The sequence below is a fragment of the Chloroflexota bacterium genome (assembly GCA_009840355.1).
Lineage (GTDB): Bacteria > Chloroflexota > Dehalococcoidia > Lucifugimonadales > JADFKI01 > Bin90.
Window position 1 is genome coordinate 136,579 of sequence record VXNZ01000025.1, and the last position, 25,148, is coordinate 161,726.

A 25,148-nucleotide genomic window follows, 5' to 3' on the forward strand; every position below is an offset into this window, starting at 1 on the left:
TTCCCCGTCAAAAGGGAAAGTATGAGTGGGGTAAACTGCGTAATCCATTGCCAAAACACAATCTGCCCCACACTCTCTCAGTTTATTCCGAGAATTGCGTGGGGCAGTGTTTTGCCGATATTGTCAGCGAGACGCAAAGGCAATTAGGCGACCGTTACGACGGCTCCTGCGCCTTCGAGCTTTTCCTTGATCTCATCGGCTTCGTCCTTGGCGATGGATTCCTTCACCTTGACCGGCGCGCTCTCGACGAGCTCCTTCGCCTCTTTCAGCCCGAGCGTGGTCAGCTCGCGCACAGCCTTGATGACCTGAATCTTCTGTGGGCCGATTTCGGTGATGGACACATCGAACTCTGTCTTCTCTTCCTCGGCGGCGGCTTCGGCAGTGGCGGCGACGCCGGCGACCGTTGCCATCTGAAGCGGCGCGGCGGCGCTCACGCCGAATTCGTCCTCGAGCGACTTCACCAGATCAGCAAGCTCCAGCACGGACAGTCCCTTGATTGCATCCAGTATCTCTTCCTTGGTCGTCATGGAATTACCTCCTCCATTAGTTGGCACGATGATTGGCACGATGCCCGCGGTTGTTGATGTATGACGGTTTTCCGTTGTTCGCTATGTGTGTCGGCATGTGTATTGACGATGTAGGCGATGCGCCCTACTCTGCCGGCTGCTCTTCCATTTGGTCGATGCGGCCCTGTAGCACGCGCGCCAGCCCAGCTATCGGTCCGTTTAGCACATTGACCAGACCGGCAATCGGCGACTGCATGCGCGACAGCAGCTGAGAGACCAATTCGTCCTTGCCCGGAAGGCTGGCGAGCTGCTCGACCTGCGCCGAGTCCAGCACTCTGCCGTCCAGCACCGCGCCGCGAATCTCAATCGGCAAGCGAGTCTCGCGGATGAACTGCGACAGCGCCTTCGCCGGGTCGGTCGGCTCACCATAGCCCAACGCGATGGCACTGGGACCCTGGATGATTTCCTTCAATTCGGGTTTGCCGGCGTTCTCCGCGGCGATGTACGCCAGATTGTTCTTCACAACCTTGAGGCTGACTTCCTGCTCGCGCAGTGCACGCCTGAGCGCGGTCATATCGGTTACCGGCAGTCCGGAGTAATCGGCCGATATAACAATCGTCGCTTCGTTCAGCCACTCGGTCATGTCCGCAACGGCTTGTATCTTCTTTTCAGTCGGCATTGTTTCCTCAATCTTCAAATTGCGTTAAGTTGCACTAGCGCTGCCGTGAAAAGCGGCAACAAGAATGCCCTGAGACACGGCAGACTCAGGGCAAAGATTCCTTGCGAATCAGACATGACAGACGCAACTACGGCTGTCAAGAATGCCTCGGCGGGCTGGTGTATTATCTCCGGTGGAGACCCGCAATCTGCAGCATCTACGCTGTTATTCTACTCTAAGAGCGGTCGTTGTGGCAACATCCATCTTGACGCTGGGGCCCATAGTCGTCGTCAGGTAAGCGGTCTTGATGTACTGACCCTTCACGCCACTGGGACGCGCTCTGACGATGTTGTCCATCAAGGAAGTCAGGTTTTCCATCAGCTGATCAACCTCGAAACTCGCCTTGCCTATCGGCACATGAATCAGCGAGGTGCGATCAACGCGATACTCAACCCTGCCAAGCTTGGCTTCGCGGATTGCTCGCGGCAGCTCTTCCGGCGCGATGACGGTGCCGGTGCGCGGGTTCGGCATCAGCCCTCGCCGCCCTAGGTAGCGGCCCAGCCTGCCAATCCTGCCCATCATATCTGGCGTGGCGATGGACACATCGAAGTCCACCCAGCCATCTTCGACCCACTTGATTATCTCGTCCGAACCGACAAAATCGGCGCCTGCTTCTTCCGCGATGGCGACCGCTTCGCCTTGCGTAAATACGGTAACACGCACGACCTTGCCAACGCCGTGCGGCAGCAGCGCAACGCCGCGAACCATCTGGTCAGCGTGGCGCGGGTCTGCGCCGGTGCGTAGGTGCAATTCAACCGTCTCGTCGAACTTGGCTGTAGCGCCCTTCTTGGCGAGCGCGACTGCTTCTTCCGGCAGGTACTCGAAATCCTTTTCGATTGTGGCTGCGGCGCTAGAGTGCCGCTTTCCGCGTTTAGGCATAGCAGTGTGTCCTATCTGGGAGTCGTCTGAATGAATGTCAGCAATCGCATTAGTCGTGCTGGGCTATACACCCCGCCGGGCTAATTTCGTACTTCGATTCCCATACTTCGCGCCGTGCCTTCGATGATGCGCATCGCGCCCTCGATGTCGGCGGCGTTTAGGTCGTCCATCTTCACTTCGGCGATCTCCCGAATCCTGTCTCTAGGAATGCGCGCGACCTTTTCAGCGAGCGGATTGCCGCTGCCCTTCTCGATGTTAGCGGCTTTCCGCAGCAGATCGGAAGCTGGCGGGCTCTTCGTTATGAATGTGAATGAGCGATCCTCGAAGACCGTAATCTCCACAGGAACGATGTTGCCGGCTTGCGACGAAGTGCGCTCATTGTAGTCCTTCACGAAGCCCATGATATTGACGCCGTGCTGACCGAGCGCAGGTCCAACAGGCGGCGCAGGCGTGGCTTTGCCCGCCTCTATCTGGAGCTTGATGACCGTCATTACTTTCTTAGCCAACTAATTTGTCCTTTTCCCCATAGCCGCCATGCCAATAGAAGTTAGGCGCGTTCAACCTGAAGGAAGTCCAACTCCACAGGCGTTTCGCGCCCGAAGAACGAGACTAGCACCTTCAACTTGGTTCTGTCTGCGTGCACATCATCGACCACGCCCATAAAGTCCAGGAATGGGCCGTCAGTGATTCGCACCGCCTGTCCCTTCGTGAAGCCAACGCGGACACGCGGCTGATCGGTGTCCTTAAAGCCGAGAATGGTCTGCTCTTCGTGCGAGTCCAGCGGTACGGGCCGCTGCCGCGCCTCGCTGTCATCTTCCGCAGATACGAAGCCGGTAACGCCGGGAGTGTCACGGACTATATGCCAACTTTCGTCATCCATTCGCATATGTACGAAGATGTATCCGGGGAAGACACGCTGCGGAATCGTCTTGCGTTGGCCGCCTTGAATCTCGATCTCTTCTTCCTGCGGGACGAACACTTCTAGAATCTTGTGCCCCATGTCAAAGTTAGACACACGCTGTTCGAGGTTCTGCTTTACGCGGCCCTCGTGCCCGGAATACGCGTGCAACACGTACCAGCGAGGCTGTTCGGTTCCTTCGGTCATGTTCATACTATCTAGGACCCCAGAATTATGTCGAACAGACTGGAAAAGCCCAAGTCAACCGCGCCGAGAAATGCACCGACAGCGATTGAGACCGCAATGACCATCACGGACAGCCGGAATGTCTCTTCGTAGGAGGGCCATGTTACACGGCGGAGCTCCGAGACGATTTCGGTGATGCCGGACAGCCCGAACGTCCTGCGAGCCGAGCGATTCCCAAGCCTTCGTGGCGTGCTTGGATTGGTAGCCATCGTTGCCTACCTGACCTCTCTGTGCAACTTGTGAGTCCTGCACCGTGGGTGTGGGCAGAACTTTTTCAGCTCGATACGCTGCGGGTCGTTGCGCCGATTCTTAGTGGAATGGTATGTCCTTTCACGGCAATCGACGCAGCTCAGATTGATGATGATGCGATTCCCCACCCTACGCGCCATATCTGTTTCGCCTCTCTCACGCCAAAAACGCAGGGCTGTGATGAGCACCACAGCCCTGCGTAAATTGATCGTGCGCTATTGGTTGATTTTGGTGATGACACCAGAGCCGACGGTGCGGCCGCCCTCGCGCACTGCGAAGCGAAGCTGCTCGTCTGCCGCGACAGGGGTGATAAGCTTGACATTCATCTCGATGTTGTCTCCGGGCATAACCATTTCTGTGCCGTCGGGCAAGTTAATCTCGCCGGTCACGTCGGTGGTTCGGATGAAGAACTGCGGCTTGTAGCCGTTGAAGAACGGGGTGTGCCGTCCGCCTTCTTCCTTGCTCAGCACATACACCTGCGCTTCGTAGTCGGTGTGCGGCTGAATGCTGCCGGGCGCTGCGAGCACCTGCCCGCGCTCAACCTCGTCGCGGTCAACTCCGCGCAACAGCACGCCGACCGCATCGCCGGGCTCTGCCTCGTCCATCAGCTTGTGGAACATCTCGACGCCCGTAACGGTGGTTGTGGTCGTGTCCTTGATGCCCACGATCTCAACCTGGTCGCCGACCTTGACGATGCCTTTTTCGACTCGACCCGTAACAACGGTGCCACGACCCTTGATGCTGAACACGTCCTCGATCGGCATCAGGAACGGCTGGTCGCTCGGGCGCTCGGGCATGGGGATGTTCTCATCAACGGCGTCCATCAGCTCCCAGATACCCTTGCCCCATTCGGAGTCGCGGTCGGTCTCTTCGGCTTCCAAGGCGTTAAGCGCACTGACGCGGACGATGGGTACATTCTCGAAACCGTACTCGGAGAGGAGCTCATCGAGTTCCAGCTCCACGAGTTCCAGCAGCTCTTCGTCGTCCATCATATCAACTTTGTTGAGTGCGACGACCATAGCGGGAACTTCCACCTGACGGGCGAGCAGGATGTGCTCGCGGGTCTGCGGCATTGCGCCGTCCGGTGCGCTGACGACGAGGATAGCGCCGTCCATCTGCGCCGCGCCGGTGATCATGTTCTTGATGTAGTCGGCGTGGCCCGGGCAGTCAACGTGGGCGTAGTGCCGACTATCGGTCTCGTACTCCACATGCTGAATGGCGATCGTAACGCCGCGCTCACGCTCTTCGGGAGCATTGTCGATGCTCTCGAAAGCCCTGAAGTCGGCAAGCCCGGCCTGGCTCAGCACTCTGGTTATAGCGGCCGTAAGGGTGGTTTTACCGTGGTCAACGTGTCCGATCGTGCCGACATTGATATGCGGCTTCGTCCTCTCAAACCTTTGCTTAGCCATTCTCGCTATCTTCCTCCAATTGTGGAGCCCACAAGCAGACTTGAACTGCTGACCTCGTTCTTACCAAGAACGCGCTCTACCGACTGAGCTATGTGGGCCCGAGATTTGATTTATAATATCTAGGATACCGATAATTGATTGAAATGAGTGGTGGAGGGAGCAGGATTCGAACCTGCGTAGCCCGTCGGGCGCCAGATTTACAGTCTGGTGGATTTAGCCACTCTCCCATCCCTCCGAGTGGTCGCCGGGTAACTGGAATTAGTCTATCACAGGCAATTGCCTAATCCAACAAAAAACGCCGTCTTGAGCAGGCGCAGTCGCACCTTTCGATGCGCTATCGGACAGAGAAAAGCCCCAGAGGGGACTCGAACCCACTAACCTGCCGATTACAAGTCGGCTGCGCTTCCGGTTGCGCCACTGGGGCACCGCGACAGGCGCTCTCAGCCCTGACAACAAATCAGGCTAGCGGTCTGACGCCAGGCGCTAACCCAAATGCATACTACATTGTACCCAACAATGCGCGACGCGGTCAACAATATCGCGCTAGTCCATTCCGGCTCTGGGGTAAGGTTAGGAAAGATTGAACGGATACCACTCTTCTTCATAAGTCCATTGGCAATTGATACTCAGCGAGATCCACCCAGTCGCTACTTTCGTCTGGCCAGTCGCTACTTTCACCCTTGTATTGATTACATTCCCAGCAAGTCGCTTGAAGGTTTTCAATGGAATTACCTCCACCGTCAGCAACGGAAATTATGTGGTCAATGTTCGCTTCTACTATCCGCAAATCTGCATCACAATAAACGCAGCGATAGTTGTCGCGCTCCAAGACTTGCAGCTTCTTGGCAAGTGAAACCCGTCGCCTTCTATTCGTATCTGTCCGCCTACACGACCGGCACATACCGCTACTGCCGTCAGCAGGGATACTCATACACACTGTACAAAAGTCAGGTTTTGCCACAGGGCGATTGCAGGCATAACAATACTCTCTTGATGGCAGCGCCGAAACGCCACAATGCCAGCATTTGTCCGTGTTCCACGTGGATATATGCAAGAGGTTCGCACTCATATCCCCAACTGGCTTTCCGCCTCGCGCTGTATCCGGCTAAACACTTCTTGCAAAGGCAAGTCAAGTTGCAACGCGCAGACTCGCGCATCTTCATACTCCGGAGCGACACTGACGATGGCGCCATTCAAACGCTTGATTTTCACCGCGACGTTCCCGAGCGAAGTGTCAATGCTTACGACTTCGCGCTCCGCCTCAATGCGTTCGAGCGGTCGCACTCGCACGCCCAGCGTCGAGGTCTGCCGCATAAGCACTTCGACCGCCTCGGCCTCCTTGTCGGCAGACACTATGACGCTCAACATCGTCGCCGGGCGGTTCTTCTTCATCTGAATCGGCGTGAACCAGACATCGCGCGCGCCCATTTCAAAGAGCCGCTCTTGCACATATCCCAGCATCTCGCCGCTCATGTCGTCGATGTTAGTTTCGATAATCTTAACGCCGGTGCTATATTTCGCAGTCTGTTCGCTTCCAAGCCAGAGCGCAAGTGCGTTCGGGTACTGCTGCGAGTCGCGTGTGCCTAGTCCATACCCAATACGACTGACATTCAATCGCGGATGTTCGAATGTAGCGATGGTCGTGAGTATTGCCGCACCTGTTGGAGTTACCATTTCGCCGGTGTTGTGCGCATTGTTCGGCGGCGCGGCAACAGGCGCATTCGCAATCTGGAATATCGCAGCAGTCGCAGGCGCGGGAACCGGCAGCAAGCCGTGCGCAGACCTGACGACACCGGAGCCGCTAGGAAATGCGGAGCAATATACCTTATCGACGCCCAGCATTTCCAAGCCGGCGACACTGCCGACCACATCGACCAACGTATCAAGCGTGCCTAGTTCATGCAGATGCGCCTCGCCCGGCTGTGAGCCGTGAACACGCGCTTCGGCTTCACCAATCCGCAGGAATATATCACGCGATTGCCTCACAACGCTGTCGGATAGCCCTGACGTTTCCACGATGTTCACGAAATCGCCGATAGTGTGCGACTTGCGCCCGAGTTCTTCTAGTTCAACTACCAGATGCGTGCCTTCCAAGCCGCCGCGTTGCGCTCGCTGGGATTTGAGCGCGTAGCCCGAAGTGTTAAGTTTCGCCAGTGCGCCGCGCAGGTCATCTATCGACAGTCCCGCATCCAGCAGCGCGCCCAGAATCATGTCACCGCTCGCGCCTCCGATACACTGGAAATATGCGCTGCTCAATATGTACCTCCCCAAGCGGCAATTATGCTGCCGCGCCCGAGATGTGCCGTGTTGTCGGCAAGCACATATTAATCGCTTGTGCGAGAGTGTCAACTCTCTGGTAGTACAGGGCCTCTTCACCGCAAGCTTTGTCGTCCGTGTTTCCGGGCACGAGGCACTTGCGGAATCCCAGTCGCGCCGCCTCTTTCACACGCCGCTCGGTCTGCGGCGCGCGGCGAATCTCGCCGCTCAGCCCGACTTCGCCAACGGACGCCACATCGCCCGGCATGGGCACGCCTCTAAAGCTCGACGCGATTGCCAACGCGACGCCCAAGTCTGCCGCAGGCTCAGCTATCTTAAGCCCGCCGGTTACATTCACTATTATGTCGTAGTCGGACAGCGGTATGCCACAGGTGCGCATTGCAACCGAGCACACCAGCAGCAGGCGGTGCGAATCATATCCGGTCGCGACACGTCGCGGCGTGGGAATCGTGGACGGTGCGGTGAGCGCTTGTATTTCCACAAGCAGCGCTCGGTTGCCTTCCAGAATCGGCACTACGACCGAACCCATCGCGCCCTTTGGTCTGTCGAGCAAGAAACTCTCGGATGGGTCTTCAACATCTCGCAGCCCCATGCCGGTCATTTCTAGCACGCCGACTTCGTTGGTCGAGCCGAAGCGGTTCTTCACGGCGCGCAGCAGACGCCACGAACTTACGGCGTCGCCCTCCATATACAGCGCGGCGTCAACCATGTGCTCTAGCACGCGCGGTCCGGCGATGTCGCCGCCCTTGGTTACATGCCCAGTCAGGATAATCGGCACATTGTTCGCTTTACCCCATTCCAACAGCCGTCGGGCACACTCGCGTATCTGCGACACATTGCCCGGATGCGAGGACAGCGCGGGGTCGTACATCGTCTGGATCGAGTCGATTACGGCGAGCGCCGGCAGGCGTTCGTCCAGTCTGGCAAGCACTTCTTCAACATTCGTCTGCGTCAAGATGTACAGGCTTTGCCCATCGATGCCTAGCCGGTCGGCGCGCATCTTCACCTGCGACACGGACTCTTCGCCCGTTACGTAGAACACCGATGAGTAGCGCCGTGCAACTTCCTCCGCGACCTGAAGCAGCATTGTCGATTTGCCGATGCCGGGATCGCCGGCGAGCAGCACCAGCGAACCGGGCACAATGCCTCCGCCCAGCACACGGTTGACCTCGCTAGATGACAGGCTCATTCGCGGCAAATCTTCCACCGATGCGTCCGCCAGATGCACCGCGTCCTGTGCGTCGCTACGCAGCCAAGTGAATCGCCCAGCGTCTCGGCGCTCAATGATGGTGTTCCAGGCACTGCAACTGCGACACTGCCCTTCCCACTTGACAGTTACATTCTCGCAAGCCGTACACACGAACTCGGTCCTGGTCTTTGTCTTGGGCATCGATAATCTCCCCTCGTCTTGCGCCCTGCATGTCTTTGTGCGTTAGGCATGTTGCCGCGCATGGCTACAAATGTTCGATATGTGAGGAAGAATATAGCGATTTAGAACATTTGTCAAGTGCTATTGGTACGGAATTGAACATTGTTCAAGATTGGAGGGAACTGCGGTAGGCAGCCTCGACTGCCCGCGAAGTCATTCGGGGCAGCGCGAAGCAAATGAAATCTTCGCTGCAAGCCGCTTGGGGACTTTAGAATTCTCTCTCTTTGCTGGCTGCGTCCGAGACTTGGTAAAACAAGAAAGACCCGCCTGCAAACCACAGGCGGGTCAATCTATTTGGGATTAGTTGATACTCGCGCTATGCCACTGGCACAGGCTCTTTGGCATGCACAACTAGGCCGTCTTCGTCTTCGTTAATGTCAACGATAGCGGTGTCGCCGGGGCTGAGTTCGCCGGCGATGATGGCGTCTGAGAGTTTATCTTCGAGATGGTCTTGGATTAGGCGACGCATCGGCCGGGCGCCGAATGTCGGGTCGTAGCCGTTCTCGGAGAGCCAGTCGCGGGCGGCGTCTGACACTTCCATAGTGATGCCCTGTTCGATGAGCTCGCCGTTGACATCCTGCAATTGCAGCTTGACGATTTCGCGCATGTGCTCGCGGCTTAGCGGGTGGAACACCACCTGCCCGTCGATCCTGTTCAGGAACTCTGGGCGGAAGAAGCGCTTCACTTCGTCTAGCACGTTGTTCTTCATACGCAGGTACGCCTGCTCGTCGGTTCCGCCGGATTCGCCGCGCGCGAAGAAGCCCATTGAGCGGTCTTGGCGGATGAGATCGGAGCCGATGTTGCTGGTCATTACAATGACCGTGTTGCGGAAATCGACGCGCCGGCCCTTGGCGTCGGTCAGGTGTCCGTCGTCGAATATCTGGAGCAGGATGTTGAACACTTCCGGATGCGCCTTCTCGATTTCGTCGAGTAGAATGACGCTGTACGAGCGCCGCCGCACCGCCTCGGTGAGCTGCCCGCCCTCGTCGTAGCCGACATAGCCCGGAGGTGCGCCAACGAGCCTCGCGACCGTGTGCCTGTCCATGAATTCGGACATATCAATGCGGATCATCGATTCTTCGCTGCCGAACATGAACTCGGCGAGCTTTTGCACCAGGTATGTCTTGCCAACGCCGGTCGGCCCGAGGAACAGGAACACGCCGGTCGGGCGCTTCGGGTTCTTCAAGCCCGCCCTTGCGCGGCGCACGGCTTTGGAGATGATGGTGATCGCCTCGTCCTGGCCGGACACTTGGTTGCGCAGCGAGTCTTCCATGTTGACCAGGCGCTCAGATTCCGTTGACGCCAGACGCGCCACCGGGATGCCCGTCCACATATTCACCACTTCGGCTATGTCGTCTTCGGTAACGACGGGCGCGTTGCTACTGCGCTCGGTCTCCCAATCGGATTGCAGCGATTCCATCTTTAGCTGCAGGCTCATCTCGCGCTCGCGGAGCTCTGCCGCCTGCTCGTACTGGCGCGTGGAAATCGCCTCGTCCTTTTCGCGGCGCACGCGGTCGAGCATATTGGAAACTTCGGTGAGGGAAAGCGGCTGCTCGGAATTATTGATGCGCACTCGCGATGCCGCTTCGTCGATGAGGTCAATCGCCTTATCGGGCAGCGCTCTATCGGAGATGAAGCGCGCCGCCATGCTTGCCGCCGCCTTCAGCGCGTCGAAAGAAATCTGCAGGTCGTGATGCTTCTCGTACTCGCCCTTGATGCCCTTCAGGATTTCAACGGATTCGTCAACGGAAGGTTCTTCAACGCGGACAGGCTGGAAGCGGCGCTCTAGGGCGCTGTCACGCTCGAGGTATTTGCGGTATTCGTCAGGTGTGGTGGCGCCGATTGTTTGCAGTTCGCCCCGTGCGAGCGATGGCTTGAGGATGTTCGCGGCATCGACTGCGCCTTCTGCCGCACCTGCGCCAACCATGGTATGCACTTCGTCAATGAACAGGATGCACTTGCCGGACTCGGTGATTTCCTTGACAACCTTCTTGAGGCGCTCTTCAAATTCGCCGCGGTACTTCGTACCTGCCACAAGCGAACCCATGTCGAGCGTAACGAGACGCTTGCCTTGCAAGGTCGTCGGGACCTTGTTCTCAGCGATGAGGTGCGCGAGCCCTTCGACGATTGCAGTCTTGCCCACGCCAGGCTCGCCGACTAGCACGGGGTTATTCTTTGTGCGGCGGCTGAGTATCTGCGTTACGCGCTGGATTTCGTTGCTTCTGCCAACCGTCGGATCGAGCTTGCCTTCGCGGGCTTGCTTCGTGAGGTCAACGCCCAGCTCGTCGAGCATCGGTGTCTGGCTCTTGTTCCGGCTGCGCCTGCCACTGCCCTGTGGGCTCTGCGACGACTGGGACAGTAGTCGGCTGGTTTCGCCGCGAATCTTGTCCAAGTTGATGCCAAGGCTTTCGAGTACGCCGGCTGCGACACCTTCTCCTTCGCGCATCAGCCCGATGAGCAAGTGCTCCGTGCCGATATAGTGGTGGTTGAGTCGCCGGGCTTCGTCCACGGCAAGCTCTATGACCTTCTTCGCGCGCGGGGTCAAACCGATTTCGCCCGGTGTGGAGCGCTCGCCGCGCCCGATGATGAACTCGACGGCGGAGCGCACCTTATGCAACTCCACATCGAGGTTTGAGAGCACTCGCGCCGCTACACCGTCCGTCTCGCGGACAAGACCGAGCAGAATATGCTCCGTGCCGATGTAGTTGTGATTGAAACGCTGAGCCTCTTCCTGCGCCAGCGATAAGACTCTGCGCGCCCTCTCCGTAAACTTCTCGAATCTGCTTGCCATTGCATCTCTCCCGAGAGGAGTTCAGTGTAGCTCGATATTCTAATTATAGTTCAAAAACGGGTTGTCCATGGTCTGCTTCAGGCTCAAGCCCAGCCTGCGCCGTTCCGGCTCAATTCGCAGCACCTTCAACTTCACGTCTTCGCCTTCCTGCACGACCTCGCGCGGATGCCCGATAACGCGGTCGGAAAGCTCGGAAATGTGAATCAGCCCTTCGATGTTGCCCTCGACGCGAGCAAATGCGCCAAAGTTCGTAAGCTTGGTTATCTGCGCGTCCACGATGTCGTCCACATGCAGGCGCTCGTGAATCGTCTCCCAAGGTTCCGGCTCAAGCCTTCGCAGGCTGAGCGCGATTTTCTTGTTTTCAATATCAACTCTGAGGACAAACACATCCAGTTCGTCGCCAATGGACACGACATCCTCCGGCTTGGCGACAGGCCCCCAGGACATCTCGGATATGTGCACGAGACCGTCCGCGCCACCCAGATCAACGAACGCGCCAAAGCTGCTGATGCCGGTAACGACGCCCTTGCGCGTCTCGCCGACTTGCAACTCTTCCACAAGGCGCGCCTTCTGCGCGTCTCGCCATTCCTGCACGGCTTGGCGCTCGGAGAAGATTGCGCGGTTGCGGCTGCGGTTAATCTCCAAAATCTTCAACTGAAGCGTCTTGCCGGTTTCTTCCGCCTGACGTTCCATGCGCCGATTTTCCGCTTCAGCGTCTTCTTCGGTCTCCGACCTATCGCGGAAGATGTCACGCGGTACACTAACCAGCTGCGACATCGGGACGAATCCCTGCACCTTGCGAACATCGACGATTGCGCCGCCCTTGTTGAAGCCAAGGATGCTGCCTTCGACAGTCTCGTTGTCTTCAAGGCACTTCTCAAGCTCGCGCCAGCCTGTCTCGCCCAGCGCGCGGTCTATAGACAGAATGGCGGCGTTGTCCGCAGACTCCGGTCGCAGCACGTAGGTGATGATTTTGTCGCCTATGCCTAGGTTGTTGTACTCTTCCTCGCTGAGGCTACGCATTTCGCGCTGCTGCACCACGCCTTCGGACTTGTGCCCGATGTTCACGAGGATGCCGCCGTCTTCGGAAAAGCCCATAACCTCGCCATCGACGACTTCACCGCGGCGAAGGGGCTTGATAGGCTCCATGGAGTCTAATAACTGCCCCATGTCCTGGACATCTGATTCCTCATCCTCCTCGAAGTCGAAAGCGTCGTCGTCATCGACGTCCGCGTACGCGAGCGCCGAAACCTCCGCTTCGGTTACTGGTGGTGGTGGTGTCTCTTCCGGGGCTTGGGGCGCGGCTGCGGTAGCCTCTGCGACTGGTGCCTCAGCAGGCTCTGCCTGTGAAGCCACCGCTTCCTGTTCCTCGGCGGGATTTTGCATGATGGCGGAGTCGTCTGACGAAGATTCTGATGTCACTGAACTATGGGCCTTTCGTAGAGTTTAACTATCTGACCATTATATTCTTATGGCGCAGATGTGTAAAGGCGGGCTTTGGGCGCGAAATCGGCGCATCTGCCTGTGCAAAGCCAGGCAAATCGGACGCAAATCAGCATTTCCTAGAGTATCTGAGACAGGAATAGCCTGGTTCGCTCGCTCTTGGGGTTGTCGAAGAAGTCGTTCGCGGTGTTTTCTTCCACGATGCGCCCTTCGTCCATCATGATGATTCTGTCCGCGACTTCCCGCGCGAAGCCGATCTCGTGTGTGACGATAATCATCGTCATGCCAGAGTACGCCAGTTCGCGCATCGCATCCAGCACTTCGTTAATCATCTCCGGGTCGAGCGCGGATGTCGGCTCGTCAAAAAGCATTACCTTCGGCTGCATCGCCAGCGCGCGGGCAATGGCAACGCGCTGCTGCTGACCACCGGACAGCTCGCTCGGGAATTTACGTGCCTGATCCGGTATGCCGACTCGCGTCAGCAGCTCCATCCCGACTTCTTCCGCTTCGTCGCGCGACCGGTGGCGAACCTTCATCGGAGCCAAGGTAATGTTGTCCATGACGGTCAGATGCGGGAACAGGTTGAACTGCTGGAACACCATGCCAACTTCGCTGCGAATGGCATCGATGTTACGCACATCCTTCGACAGCTCAATGCCGTCAACGATGATGTCGCCGCTCTGATGTTCTTCGAGCCGGTTGATTGTGCGAATAAATGTCGATTTGCCAGACCCGGACGGGCCCACCACCACGACCTTCTCGCCGCGCTTGACAGTCGTGGTCACTTCCTTCAGCGCCTGAAAGTTACCGAACCACTTGTTCACATTGCGGCAGACGATTATGTCTTCAACTTCGTCCGAACCGCCGTCTGCCATACTGCCGTTAGTTGCGCCATTCGTTGCCATGGAATACCTCCGTTGCTGCCGACACTCCACAGACTGTTTTCGATGATTGTTCGCCAAAATCGCTTAGCAAGTGTCGTGAAATTGCAAGCCGCCGCGGACAACCATCATCACTGACATGCCATCACTGATAATTATCGCCTGCCCACGCCTAGGCGATCTTCTATTCGCCCGCTCACATACGACATGCTGTAGGTGAAAATCCAGAATACTATCGACAGGAAGATGAACAGCTCACGCGCGTTGCCCAAGTATTCAGGGTTGCCCTGAATGAACGCCCTGCCGATTTCTACTACATCGAGCATGCCGATGATATAGACGAGGCTGGTGTCCTTGAACAGCGCGATGAACTGTCCGACGATTGCGGGTATCACATTTCGCACTGCTTGCGGCAATTCGATGAGCAGCGTCGTCTGCCAGCCGGCGAGACCCAGAGCGCGCGCCGCTTCTACCTGACCGCGAGACAGCGCCTGCAAGCCGCCGCGTATGTTCTCCGCCATGTACGCCGAGCTGAACAGCGTGATGATTATCGCCGCGCGGAACACCGAATTCTGCGGAAAGTCCTCAGGAAACGCAAGCGGCACAAGCACCTGCGACATGAACAGCAGCGTTATCAGCGGCACGCCGCGGAATATCTCGATGAACACAACGCAGAGCAGCTTCACGATGGGAAGGTTACTGCGCCGCCCTAGCGCAAGTGCGATGCCGATCGGCAGGCTTAGCACGATACCCGCGACCGCAAGCAGCAGGTTGAGCATGAGGCCGCCCCAGTTCACCACGGACACGGGCTGCAAACCGGGTACTCCGGGGATGCCGCGCAGCAGGACGAGAATCAGCAGGAATACGATGACGCCGAATATCACGACGCGTTGCACGGTGATCAGAGATGTGTACCGCACCAGCGCCCAACCGACGAACACCGCGGGCAGGTTGGCGAGCAGCAAGATCCGCACGTCCATACCCATACGCTCGAAGCTATACGGCAGGAATGCGAGCGCCGCCGACACTATCGCGACCGACAGCGCAATCTTCTTGCCTACCGCGCCGGACAATCCCCATGCCATGCCTAGCAGCACGGTCACGAGTATCAGCCCGGCCTGTGGTCGCCAGAAGCAGTTCTGCCCCGGGCATGCGAGTTCGGTGTTGTATTGTCCGATGAAGAAACCGCCGCCTACGGTCGCTATCACAGTCCAGTCCGCGCCGCCAAGCAGCGCCCAGCTGAGGGAGAACCATGCGGCGATGAGTATCAGTATGCCCGAGACGACTGTGAGGACGCCGCTAGAGAACGACGAGAATAGATTCTCGCGAATCCAAGCGGATGCGCCTCCATCGTATCGAGGAGGTGGGAGTTGGTCCGGAGGAGGCGCGCTGCTAACTACCATCGACTACCCTCAGGCGAACCTAGTGTATCGGTTATACAGGTTGCCGATTAGCGAATACGAAAGGCTCAAAAATAGGTACGCGAGCATTATCAGGATGAATATGGAAACTGCTGGTGCCGTCTGTGTCATCGTTTTTGCCACATTCGTCAAGTCTGAATATCCTATTGCGCCGGCGAGGCTGCTGTTCTTCGTCAGGTTCAGGTATTGGCTGATGAGCGGCGGGATGATGACGCGGAGCGCCTGCGGGAATGTTACATTGCGCAGTGTCACCATCGGCGACAAGCCCAGAGCGCGCGCCGCTTCGGTCTGCCCTCTGTTGACGGACTGAATGCCCGCGCGCACAATCTCCGCGATGAACGACGATGTGTATATGACCAGACCGATCAACAGCGCAAGCAGCCCGGCCGATGCCGTGAATCCGCCTGCGATGCGTCCGAATGCACCTTGCGGTTCGGGGACGGAGATTACGAACGGCATCGCGCCCATCGCCGCCATCACGACAACCCAGCCAACTGCGGCGCCGAGTATCGCAGTAACAAAGCCGAATACGACCGGATACGACGACGCGCCCGTTAGCTCTTCATGGCGCGTTCTGAAGCGATGCACCACGAAGCCAGCGAAGATAGAGGCAGCGAACAGTGCCAGCCATATCAGCGTCGCATCGCCTCTTACCGGCACGGGGAACGGCGTGGAGACTCCCGCGTTGTTGATGTACAGGTTGCCGAGCACCACATAGCCTTCGCGCACGGGAGGCAAGGCGAGCATGATGTAGAACCAAAAGAATAGCTGAACCAGCAACGGCACATTGCGGAAGAATTCTACGTACGCCGTGGCAATCTTGGCGACAAGCCAGTTGCTGGACAGCCGCATCACGCCCACGACAATGCCCAGCGCAGTGGCAAGTATCACGCCGACTATCGACACAAACACAGTGTTGGTGAACGCAACGAAGAAGGCATACAAGAATGTGTCGGACGACTCGTACGAAAGGAAGTGCTGCCCGATGGGTGTCTGGTATGCGCGGTCAAGGAAGCTGAAGCCGTATGGGATTTCCCTATCGTCTATCGCGTTGCCGATGTTGATAAAGAACCACGACACCAACACTACAACCAGAATGCCCGACACTATCTGAGACGCCCACTGAATCACTTGGGCGTGTCTCCATACGGGGATTCCTTGATATGTCAGATTTCGCATCATCTAAGCAGATTCTCCGCGCCTATATTGCTTGCGCCGTAATCCTACCACATGTTTCAACGATTTTTATAATCCCACACGGGGTAATTGGCATTTCGTTATAGGGCGAATGCAAGATTTCTCACCCCGCTGCGCTGCGTTCGAAATGGCAGTCCGATTCCTTGCCATCCAATTCTGCCTATCCTGTGCATCGACGTTAATTTCACGCACACAAAGAAAGAGCGGCTGGTTGGTCACCAGCCGCTCTTATTTTCACTTAATCAGCCGTAGCCGATATTTGCGCGTATCGCCAGCGCGGGGTTAGCGCGGGGGCGCGGCGTATATCTGTCCACCCTTCGGGCAGTCAGCGCATGGAGCGTCAGCCCATAGAGCGTTGCGGCCGCCCTCGCGCGGCAGGTTGATGCCGTCCGGACCTAGGTTACGGTCATAAATCTCACCGTAGTTGCCCACAGCGCCAAGTACATCACGCGCTACTGTCTGGCTTAGTCCCAAACTTTCCTGTCCGAAACTACCTTCGTCTCCTAGCAGACGCTTGGCGGCAGTGTTGTCGCCAGGATTCATGTCGCCTGAAGTCAGACCGTATGCCTCGCCGTAGATAAGAATCGCCATTACGGTCTTCACAACGTCAAACCACTGGTCGTCGCCATGCGGCACTACCGGGCCCAGAGGCTCTTCAGATATAGTCTCCGGCAGGATTACATGGTCGTCCTTGTTGGCGAAAGCGGAACTGATAGCCGCAAGCTGAGAGCGGTCGTTAGTGAAGGCGTCGCACTGCTCGCTTTGATAAGCGGCGACTACGGCGTCCGTGTCTTCAAACGTAAGCGGGGTGATGTTCAGATTGTTCTGGTTGGAGAAGTCTTGCAGGTTCAACTCGGTCGTCGTGCCCTGCGTCACGCACACGGTAGCGTCCTTAAGTTCGAGCGCGCTGGATACTCCGAGCCCCTTGTTGACCAGGAAGCCCTGCCCGTCGTAAAACATCGTCTGCGCATAGTTGCCCCACTGCGCGTCGCGGCTAGTAGTCCAGGTAACCGTGCGAACCAGCATATCGACTTCGCCGGACTGAATCGTGGGACCGCGCTCTGCCGCGCTGATTAGCCGAATCTCAATGGCGTTCGGGTCGCCCAGCACCGCTGCCGCAAGGGCGCGGCACAGGTCAATGTCAAAGCCGACATTGTTGTTGTTGTTGTCCAAGGATCCGTAGCCGGGGACGTCGTTGCGGCTGGCGCAGATGACTCTGCCGCGCTCTTTGACTGCGGCGAGCCTGTCGCCGGATTCCATCATCATCATTGCGTCGCCGCCGGATGCTTGCGCGTCGGCGAGCTCTTGCTCAAGTCCTGTAATCCTAGTCTCTGCTGCCACTAACGCGGCTTGTGCGTCCGCGAGTTCGGCGCTGCTATCTGCTTGCTGCTGGCACGCGACAAGCGCCAGAACGCCAGCGACTATCAGCATTACCAATAGACTATTGCGAATGGTCATACAATTTCCTTTCTTGTTTATTCTTATTCCCATTCCATTGCCGATACATTATACAATACCGCAATTCGCGTGGAATCTCTACGGATTAGTTGTTCGAGATAGACTCACTGGGGGTCTGCAAAACCCGCCATTTCGTCGGTAAAGAAGGTAAGCCCTCTGGCAGTGACCTATTTTCCCACATCCTTGCGGGTGCAGTATCGTCGGCGCTGAGACGTTTCACTTCCGTGTTCGGGATGGGAACGGGTGGGGCCATCTAGCTAGAACCACCAAAGGACTTAATCGCAGTCAATGTTACAAGAGATTCTAATCGGTGTCAACGAATTTCCAGCGATTCCGATGCGGGTTATATGCGACATTCCTATTACCCCATTCCTAGCATTCAGCCGTTAATGCCGCCGCTAAAGGGAAAGGGACATGCCAAGAATGCTATCATTGCATGAGGAACAGAATGCTTGCGCGAGATAGCGGCCAATCCACAATTATGAGGATGCCCAAGACATGTACATCCTGCTAAAGCACAGACGCGACATGGCACGCGGTTCGGGTTCGCGAACGCCCGTCTTTCTAACGACCGAATGGCGGCATCTGGCGATGCTGAACTACGAAATCGTGCCAGAAGCGCTTGAGCCGTACTTGCCCGCCGGCACGGTGCTCGATACTTGGCGCGGCAAGCACTACATCAGCGTCGTCGGGCTGTTGTTTCGCGATACACGACTGTACGGCGTGCCAGTGCCGTTTCATCGCGACTTCGAGGAAATCAACCTGCGCTTCTATGTGCGCCGTGAGGTCGCGGGTGAAGTGCGACGCGGCGTGGTCTTCATCAAGGAAATCGTGCCCAAGCGCGCCGTTACTTTCGTCGCGCGTGCGCTGTACAACGAGAACTACACGACCTTGCCCACAAGCCACAGCGTAGAGCGGCAAGGCGCGGGCTTGGCGGTTTCATACGAATGGCGGCAGACGGATTTCACCCACAGCCTTCGCGTTCAAGCGGCGGACGCGCCGCACCTAATCCGCGACGGCAGCGAGGAAGAGTTCATCGCGGAGCATTACTGGGGATACGCCGCGCAGCGAGACGGCGGCACGCTTGAGTACGAAGTCGAGCACCCACGCTGGCACATCCGGCGCATCGACAACGCCACGCTGCACTGCGATGTCGAGCGGCTGTACGGCGGCGAGTTCGCGGACCACATCGGTAATACACCGGACTCTGCTCTGCTTGCGGACGGTTCGCCGGTCATCGTGCGCAAGGGCGTTCGGATATAGGGAAGATTACGAATAGTCTTGAGTAGCTGAGTTTCTATCGTCCCATCCTGACCTTCTCGCAGATTGGGAAGGGACTCACGTTAAGGCGCCTGCAGAAATCGGATTTAGACACCCTTACCTTACGCCGCTTCGACTATCGCGTTCACCTCTGCCACTTCGTCGGCGGTAAGCTGCCACGACGCCGCTCTTGCGTTGGCGATGATTTGCTCTACGCGGGTCGCGCCGGCGATTACGGAGCTTACGGCGTCGTTGGCGAGCAGCCAGGCGAACGCCAGCTCCAGCACCGTATGCCCGCGCGCCTCGCAGAACGCCTCTAGCTTGTCCAGCAGGTCGAAGTTGGCGTCGGTGAACATGCCGCGGTCGTTCTCCGCTAGGCGCGTTCCCGTCGGCACTGCTTCTCCACGACGGTACTTGCCCGTCAGGAAGCCGTTCGCCAGCGGATAGTACGGCAGTATTCCCACGCCGTACGCATCGCAGAACGGCACAAGCTCGGTCTCGATTTCCCTGTCCATCAGGCTGTAGCGCGGCTGCACGCTCGCGAACGATGCGACGCCCAGAGACCGCGATGTCCACGCCGCCTCGCAAACTTGCCAAGCCGTGAAGTTGGAGCAGCCGATATAGCGAACCTTGCCCTGCCGCACGAGGTCGTCCAGCGCGCGCAGTGTCTCTTCGATTGGCACATTGGGGTCGTGCCAGTGTATCTGGTACAGGTCGATGTAGTCGGTCTGCAGGCGACACAGGCTGTCTTCCACCGCCGCCATGATGTGCTGCCGAGAGTTGCCGCCGTCATTGGGGCCGTCGCCCACTGTGCTCGACACTTTAGTAGCGATGACTGCCTTGTCGCGCTTGCCCTTCAGCGCGCGTCCGATGTAGTCCTCGGAGTAACCATCGCCGTAGCTATTGGATGTGTCGATCATAGTAACGCCCATATCCAAGGCGTGGTTAATGACGAGCGCCGTAGCGTCCGCGTCTAGTCTGCGACCGAAGTTGTTCGTGCCCAAACCAATAGCCGAGACCTTCAAACCCGACTTGCCCAGATAACGATATTCCAATTTCCCTATTCCTTTCAGTTCAGTTCCCCAAAATTCCTACTCCCAAAAGGGGAAAGGTTAGGATGGAGCATAGCAAGTCTAAAGGCAATCTTGCTTTTGTCGTTCAGCCTAAATCGTTCAGTCCAAGTCCCACCGTCGCGCAACTAGCAGCCCATCCTCTCGTTCCACTTTGATAGCAAAGTCCACGCTGTCGATTTGCAGCGCGATGTCGCGGTCTTCCGGGTGATACTGCGGCTGCGACGGGTCGTCGAACTTCTGCGATTCTTCACCGGCGAGCACCAGCGCGCGAACGGCGTCGCGGTCAGGCTGCCGTCCCTGCAATAGATTGCGCATATAGAACGCGCACTGCTCGTCTTCGTCCGCACTGATACGTGCTTCCCAACCCATCGCCACGATGGTTACGAGGTCGGGGTCGTCTCGTAGTATGGCATTCGCGGTCGCCTTGGCGATGACCAGTGAGCCGGCATATATCTGCGAGGCGTTCGCTGCTGCGCTCATGCCGACCGTTCCGGCGCGCGTGGACTGTATTAGCGTCTTGCCACCCACATTGGAGTCTAGCATTTCGTAGGGCGAGTTGCCCATATCGAACCCATCCGGGCGGATGCCATTCACCTCGCCGATGCACATCTCGCCAACGCCGTTCTCTCGCAGCTGCAGCGCCTCGTCCACTTCCGCAACCAGCACAATTTTCTCCGCGCCGTTCCTGAAAGCGACCGCCGCCGTGGTAAACGCGCGAAACACATCAACTATCACCACCGTACCGCGCGCTTCCTGCGCTCCCCTGAGCAAGCTACCTATTCGTATCTCCAACCTATTACCTCTGTCGTTTTAACTTATTATGTATGGGCGTATCGCACATGGATTAGCTGCTATTGCTTTGACCACAATTGCCTTGTTGATTCGCGCATGGCTCGCACGCCAACTTGCCAATCCGGCGCGCGCAGACTAATCGCGCATTTCCGGGGGCAGCACAAAGGATATATCTTCCATGCCCATGCCCACTTCGATTATTTCTTCAGGCTGCAGACGATTGATGATGTTCTGCACCAAGTATTCCGGAGTCGATGCACCTGATGTTATTCCGACATGTTCCACGCCTTCGAGCCATTCGTCGCGCAGACCGCCTGCGTCGTCTATAAGATATGCGGGCACGCCGGCAGATTCCGCGACTTCGCGCAGGCGATTGCAGTTCGAGCTATTGTCCGCGCCAATGACAAGCACCAAGTCAACCTGTGCAGTCATATCCTTGACCGCCGACTGGCGGTTCGTCGTCGCATAGCACAGGTCGTTGCGGACAATAGTATCCGGAAACTTGCTTTGGATATTGTCGATGGAACGCTGCGTGTCGTCCACTGATAGTGTAGTCTGCGTTAGCACGGCGATGGGCGTGGTGTCGTCCCAGTCCGGCAGGTCAAGCTCTTCGCGGTCGTCGATGAGGTGCATGTCCGTCTGCCCCATCGTGCCCTTGACTTCCTGATGCCCGCGATGCCCGACGAGGATGATGCGCCGGTCTTCATTGTCGTATCGAATCGCCTCGTTGTGCACCTTCGTGACAAGCGGGCATGTCGCATCGACCACTCGCAGACTGCGCGCCTTTGCTTTGGCAAAGTCTTCAGGCGGCGAGCCGTGCGCAGAGAACACCACGCGGGCGCCTTCAGGTATGTCGTCAACATCTTCCACCGTAACCGCGCCCTTCGCCTCAAGCGCACCGACGACATACTGGTTGTGCACAATCTGGTGCTTTACATATATGGGCGCGCCGTACCGCTCAAGCGCAATCTCCACGATGTCAATCGCTCGGACAACACCGGCGCAAAATCCCCTTGGCGCGCCTATGTAAACCTTCATTCGTCCCTCCCTTTTTGATCATCGGGTCTGGGCTGTAAAGTAGTTCAATGTTATCACACGACATAACACCCTTCCCAACTTTAGCCCTTGACGGAGACGGCAAAAGCCGATGCGAGTTCATTCACCGCACCGTTTAACAGTTTCATATACGATATAACCTGTCTATAATATGTCAGAGCGTTGTCGATTGTAGCATCTGAATGCGCCGGGCTGGGGGAACGCAAATGAAGCTTGCCGAGCGAATGAGCCGACTGGGAACCGAAACCGCCTTCGAGGTCTTGGCGAAGGCGCGTCGTCTGGAAGCCGAAGGAATGGATGTTATACATCTGGAAATCGGCGAGCCGGACTTCGACACGCCGGAGAACATCGTCGAAGCGGGCGTTACTGCACTCCGGCGCGGCGAAACGCACTACGGTCCATCGCCCGGATTCCCTGATGTTCGCGCATCTATCGCGCAGGAAATAGCCGACACGCGCGGCATCTCCGTAACCGGCGACAATGTGGTCATCACGCCCGGCGGCAAGCCGATTATGTTCTTCATAATGCTCGCCCTCGTGGACTACGGCGACGAAGTCCTGTACCCCAACCCGGGCTTCCCGATCTACGAATCTATGATTAGCTTCGCCGGCGGCGTACCGGTGCCGATGCGCCTGCACGAATCGCTGGACTTCAACATCGATATGGACGAGGTCGCCGGGCAAATTACGGACAAAACGAAGCTGATGATTGTCAACTCGCCGAACAATCCTTGCGGCAGTGTGATCGAGCGAAAGCAGCTCGAGGCGCTGGCTAATCTGGCGAAAGAGCACGACATTATCGTGCTGTCAGACGAAATATACATTCGCTTCCTATTTGAAGGCACGCACCACAGCATCTCAGCATTCCCCGATATGCGCGACCGCACGATTATTCTCGATGGCTTTTCCAAGACATACGCGATGACTGGCTGGCGCGCGGGCTACGGCGTGATGCCGACGGAACTGGTCGAGCCGATTTCTCGACTGGTTACGAACAGCGTTTCTTGCACGGCGAGCTTTACGCAATATGCCGCGCTCGAAGCGATTGTCGGTCCACAGGACGCGCCGAACAGCATGGTCGAAGAGTTCGCGCGGCGGCGGCACATCATCGTTGACGGGCTGAACGCGATAGATGGCATTCGCTGCGCCACGCCAAAGGGCGCATTCTACGCCTTCCCCAATATCGAAGGCACCGGGCTGAGCAGCAGAGACTTCGCCGACCGCGCGCTGCAAGAAGCGGGCGTCGCGTGTCTGGCAGGCGAGTCGTTCGGGCAATACGGCAACGGCTTCGTGCGTTTCTCGTTCGCCAACTCGGTGGAAAACATCGAAGAGGCGCTCCGCCGGCTCGACCGCTTCGTTCAATCCCTTTAACGACGCCCTTCACCACACCGTCGGGCAATCGCAATGCGCACATTCAGACTGGCACTGGCACAGATGAACGCCACCGTCGGAGACTTCGACGGCAACACCGAACGCATAGTCGAGGGCATCCACGAAGCCCGCGACCTCGGAGCGGATCTTGTTGCGTTCCCCGAGCTTGCGCTGCCCGGCTATCCGCCTGAAGACCTGCTGCTCAAGCCGCAGTTCATCCGCGAAAACCATGACCGCCTCGCCGCGATTGCCGCCGAGTGTCGTGGCATCGCCGCCATCGTGGGCTACATCGACTCCGATTTGGACATCTACAACGCCGCCGCTTTCATCCACGACGGGCGGATTGTCGGCACATACCGCAAGATGTACCTGCCGAACTACGGCGTGTTCGACGAAGACCGCTACTTCGCCGCGGGCAGCGAATGTCCCGTTTACACGCTCAACGGCACGCCCGTCGGCGTCAACATCTGCGAAGACATCTGGTATGCGACAGGACCGGCCGTCGTGCAACGCGCAGCCGGCGCGGAAATAATCGTGAACATCAACGGCTCTCCTTTCCATGCAGGCAAGCGCGCCTTCCGCGAGAAGATGCTCGCCACGCGCGCCGCTGACAATGGGCTGTTCGTGGCATATGTGAATCTTGTCGGCGGGCAGGACGAGCTTGTCTTCGATGGTGGAAGCCTCATCTTCGCGCCGGACGGCAACATTATCGCAGAGGCGGCACAGTTCGAGGAGCGTTTGCTAGTCGCGGACCTCGATGTGGAAGCAGTATTCCGTTCGCGCCTGAGAGACCCGCGCACCCGCAAGGAACGCGGCGCAGACCTTGCGCACATCGGCACACCTGTCAAAGTCGCGGTGTCGGACTACGCGGATGGGGAAGGCAAGCCTACACTGCCCACGGCGAACAAGTGCCTGCCTGCCGATAGGAAGACATACGACGATGTTGCGGAAGTCTATGCCGCGCTGACGACCGGCACGCGCGACTATGTGCGCAAGTGCGGCTTCGGCAAGGTGCTCGTCGCCCTTTCCGGCGGCATAGATTCCACGCTGGTCGCAGCGATCGCCGCAGACGCGCTCGGCAGCGAGAATGTCGTCGGCATCGCAATGCCGTCTCGGTATTCGTCAGAGGGCAGCGTTATGGACGCAATGGCGCTGTGCGACAATCTCGGCGTCGAATTATGGACGCTGCCGATAGAGGACGCGTTCAGCGCATATCTGGACACGCTCGCGCCGAAGTTCGCAGGCACTGAGATCGGCGTTGCGGAGGAAAACATGCAGTCGCGCATTCGCGGCAACCTGATTATGGCGGCGTCAAACAAGTTCAACTGGCTGGTGCTGACCACCGGCAATAAATCTGAGATGGCGACCGGCTACGCGACCATCTACGGCGACATGGCGGGCGGCTACGCCGTAATCAAAGATGTGCCAAAGCAACTCGTGTATGCGCTTTGCCGCTACCGAAACACCGTGGGAGACGCGCCCGTCATCCCGCAAAGCGTCATAGACAAGCCGCCAAGCGCCGAACTGCGCCCCGACCAGAAGGACGAAGACTCGCTGCCGCCGTACAGCGTGCTAGATCCGATACTCAAGGCGTATGTGGAAGACGATTACGCCTTCGACGACATTGTAGCGATGGGCTACGACGCTGACATCGTGAAGCAAATCGTAACGCTCGTTGACCGCAACGAATACAAGCGCCGTCAAGCGCCGCCCGGCATCAAAATCACACCGCGCAACTTCGGCCGCGACCGCCGCATGCCGATAGCAAATCGGTATAGGCCGTTCTAACCGGCAG

General features: G+C 57.8%; 23 protein-coding genes, 3 tRNA genes and 1 rRNA gene. 3 read left to right on the top strand and 24 right to left on the bottom strand.

The features are described 5' to 3' along the window. Positions 1-143 precede the first annotated feature (143 nt). The 21 genes from F4X57_07600 to rrf form a co-directional block, all read right to left on the bottom strand. Positions 144-527 (bottom strand): 50S ribosomal protein L7/L12, encoded by a 384-nt coding sequence (locus F4X57_07600; GenBank protein MYC07022.1) that lies wholly within the window; start codon positions 525-527, stop codon positions 144-146. A gap of 124 nt (positions 528-651) precedes the next feature. Continuing rightward, positions 652-1,185: a 50S ribosomal protein L10 gene (locus F4X57_07605; GenBank protein ID MYC07023.1), complete on the bottom strand. Its 534-nt coding sequence runs from the start codon at positions 1,183-1,185 to the stop codon at positions 652-654. A 204-nt stretch (positions 1,186-1,389) separates the two neighbouring features. Continuing rightward, positions 1,390-2,103, bottom strand: a complete 714-nt coding sequence (locus F4X57_07610; protein ID MYC07024.1) for a 50S ribosomal protein L1 — start codon at positions 2,101-2,103, stop codon at positions 1,390-1,392. Positions 2,104-2,183: 80 nt separating this feature from the next. Then, positions 2,184-2,609, bottom strand: coding sequence for a 50S ribosomal protein L11 (gene rplK, locus F4X57_07615; GenBank protein MYC07025.1), 426 nt, complete (start codon positions 2,607-2,609; stop codon positions 2,184-2,186). Between the two features lie 41 nt (positions 2,610-2,650). After that, entirely contained in the window at positions 2,651-3,208 is a 558-nt protein-coding gene (nusG, locus tag F4X57_07620; GenBank protein ID MYC07026.1) for a transcription termination/antitermination factor NusG, read from the bottom strand. Between the two features lie 11 nt (positions 3,209-3,219). Further along, entirely contained in the window at positions 3,220-3,456 is a 237-nt protein-coding gene (gene secE / locus F4X57_07625) for a preprotein translocase subunit SecE (protein MYC07027.1), read from the bottom strand. A 6-nt stretch (positions 3,457-3,462) separates the two neighbouring features. Continuing rightward, complete coding sequence (gene rpmG / locus F4X57_07630) at positions 3,463-3,636, bottom strand: 50S ribosomal protein L33 (protein MYC07028.1); 174 nt, start codon at positions 3,634-3,636, stop codon at positions 3,463-3,465. Between the two features lie 75 nt (positions 3,637-3,711). After that, positions 3,712-4,905: an elongation factor Tu gene (tuf, locus tag F4X57_07635; GenBank protein ID MYC07029.1), complete on the bottom strand. Its 1,194-nt coding sequence runs from the start codon at positions 4,903-4,905 to the stop codon at positions 3,712-3,714. 22 nt (positions 4,906-4,927) lie between these two features. Beyond that, a tRNA-Thr gene (locus F4X57_07640) sits at positions 4,928-5,003 on the bottom strand. 50 nt (positions 5,004-5,053) lie between these two features. Beyond that, positions 5,054-5,140 (bottom strand) — tRNA-Tyr (locus F4X57_07645). Between the two features lie 115 nt (positions 5,141-5,255). Then, positions 5,256-5,329 (bottom strand) — tRNA-Thr (locus tag F4X57_07650). 177 nt (positions 5,330-5,506) lie between these two features. Further along, on the bottom strand, positions 5,507-5,806 hold the full coding sequence (locus F4X57_07655) for an HNH endonuclease (protein ID MYC07030.1): 300 nt from the start codon (positions 5,804-5,806) through the stop codon (positions 5,507-5,509). A gap of 164 nt (positions 5,807-5,970) precedes the next feature. Then, positions 5,971-7,161 carry a nickel pincer cofactor biosynthesis protein LarC gene (gene larC / locus F4X57_07660; protein ID MYC07031.1) on the bottom strand — a complete coding sequence of 397 codons (1,191 nt, stop codon included), beginning with the start codon at positions 7,159-7,161 and terminating at the stop codon, positions 5,971-5,973. Positions 7,162-7,183: 22 nt separating this feature from the next. Then, complete coding sequence (radA, locus tag F4X57_07665; GenBank protein ID MYC07032.1) at positions 7,184-8,572, bottom strand: DNA repair protein RadA; 1,389 nt, start codon at positions 8,570-8,572, stop codon at positions 7,184-7,186. A 355-nt stretch (positions 8,573-8,927) separates the two neighbouring features. Next, positions 8,928-11,402 (bottom strand): ATP-dependent Clp protease ATP-binding subunit, encoded by a 2,475-nt coding sequence (locus F4X57_07670; protein MYC07033.1) that lies wholly within the window; start codon positions 11,400-11,402, stop codon positions 8,928-8,930. A 39-nt stretch (positions 11,403-11,441) separates the two neighbouring features. Next, positions 11,442-12,824, bottom strand: a complete 1,383-nt coding sequence (locus F4X57_07675; protein ID MYC07034.1) for a S1 RNA-binding domain-containing protein — start codon at positions 12,822-12,824, stop codon at positions 11,442-11,444. Between the two features lie 140 nt (positions 12,825-12,964). Next, entirely contained in the window at positions 12,965-13,720 is a 756-nt protein-coding gene (locus F4X57_07680) for an amino acid ABC transporter ATP-binding protein (GenBank protein MYC07035.1), read from the bottom strand. 161 nt (positions 13,721-13,881) lie between these two features. Continuing rightward, positions 13,882-15,129, bottom strand: a complete 1,248-nt coding sequence (locus tag F4X57_07685) for an amino acid ABC transporter permease (GenBank protein ID MYC07036.1) — start codon at positions 15,127-15,129, stop codon at positions 13,882-13,884. A gap of 9 nt (positions 15,130-15,138) precedes the next feature. Beyond that, the gene (locus F4X57_07690; GenBank protein ID MYC07037.1) at positions 15,139-16,329 is read right to left on the bottom strand and encodes an ABC transporter permease subunit; all 1,191 of its coding nucleotides are present in this window, start codon (positions 16,327-16,329) and stop codon (positions 15,139-15,141) included. 297 nt (positions 16,330-16,626) lie between these two features. Continuing rightward, the gene (locus F4X57_07695) at positions 16,627-17,835 is read right to left on the bottom strand and encodes an amino acid ABC transporter substrate-binding protein (GenBank protein ID MYC07038.1); all 1,209 of its coding nucleotides are present in this window, start codon (positions 17,833-17,835) and stop codon (positions 16,627-16,629) included. 121 nt (positions 17,836-17,956) lie between these two features. Next, positions 17,957-18,073 (bottom strand): 5S ribosomal RNA (gene rrf, locus F4X57_07700). 257 nt (positions 18,074-18,330) lie between these two features. Between rrf and F4X57_07705 the strand changes: the two genes are divergently transcribed. Continuing rightward, complete coding sequence (locus F4X57_07705; protein MYC07039.1) at positions 18,331-19,065, top strand: DUF2071 domain-containing protein; 735 nt, start codon at positions 18,331-18,333, stop codon at positions 19,063-19,065. Positions 19,066-19,184: 119 nt separating this feature from the next. On the opposite strand, the gene F4X57_07710 is transcribed toward F4X57_07705, so the two are convergent. From F4X57_07710 to ispH, 3 genes are all read right to left on the bottom strand, one after another. Beyond that, on the bottom strand, positions 19,185-20,117 hold the full coding sequence (locus F4X57_07710) for an aldo/keto reductase (protein MYC07040.1): 933 nt from the start codon (positions 20,115-20,117) through the stop codon (positions 19,185-19,187). A gap of 117 nt (positions 20,118-20,234) precedes the next feature. Then, positions 20,235-20,927, bottom strand: coding sequence for a 2-phosphosulfolactate phosphatase (locus tag F4X57_07715; GenBank protein MYC07041.1), 693 nt, complete (start codon positions 20,925-20,927; stop codon positions 20,235-20,237). A gap of 135 nt (positions 20,928-21,062) precedes the next feature. Further along, positions 21,063-21,965 (bottom strand): 4-hydroxy-3-methylbut-2-enyl diphosphate reductase, encoded by a 903-nt coding sequence (gene ispH, locus F4X57_07720; protein ID MYC07042.1) that lies wholly within the window; start codon positions 21,963-21,965, stop codon positions 21,063-21,065. Between the two features lie 224 nt (positions 21,966-22,189). Between ispH and F4X57_07725 the strand changes: the two genes are divergently transcribed. Both F4X57_07725 and F4X57_07730 read left to right on the top strand, forming a co-directional pair. Further along, positions 22,190-23,353, top strand: coding sequence for a pyridoxal phosphate-dependent aminotransferase (locus tag F4X57_07725; GenBank protein ID MYC07043.1), 1,164 nt, complete (start codon positions 22,190-22,192; stop codon positions 23,351-23,353). 33 nt (positions 23,354-23,386) lie between these two features. Continuing rightward, positions 23,387-25,141 carry an NAD+ synthase gene (locus F4X57_07730; protein ID MYC07044.1) on the top strand — a complete coding sequence of 585 codons (1,755 nt, stop codon included), beginning with the start codon at positions 23,387-23,389 and terminating at the stop codon, positions 25,139-25,141. The last annotated feature ends 7 nt before the right edge of the window (positions 25,142-25,148 follow it).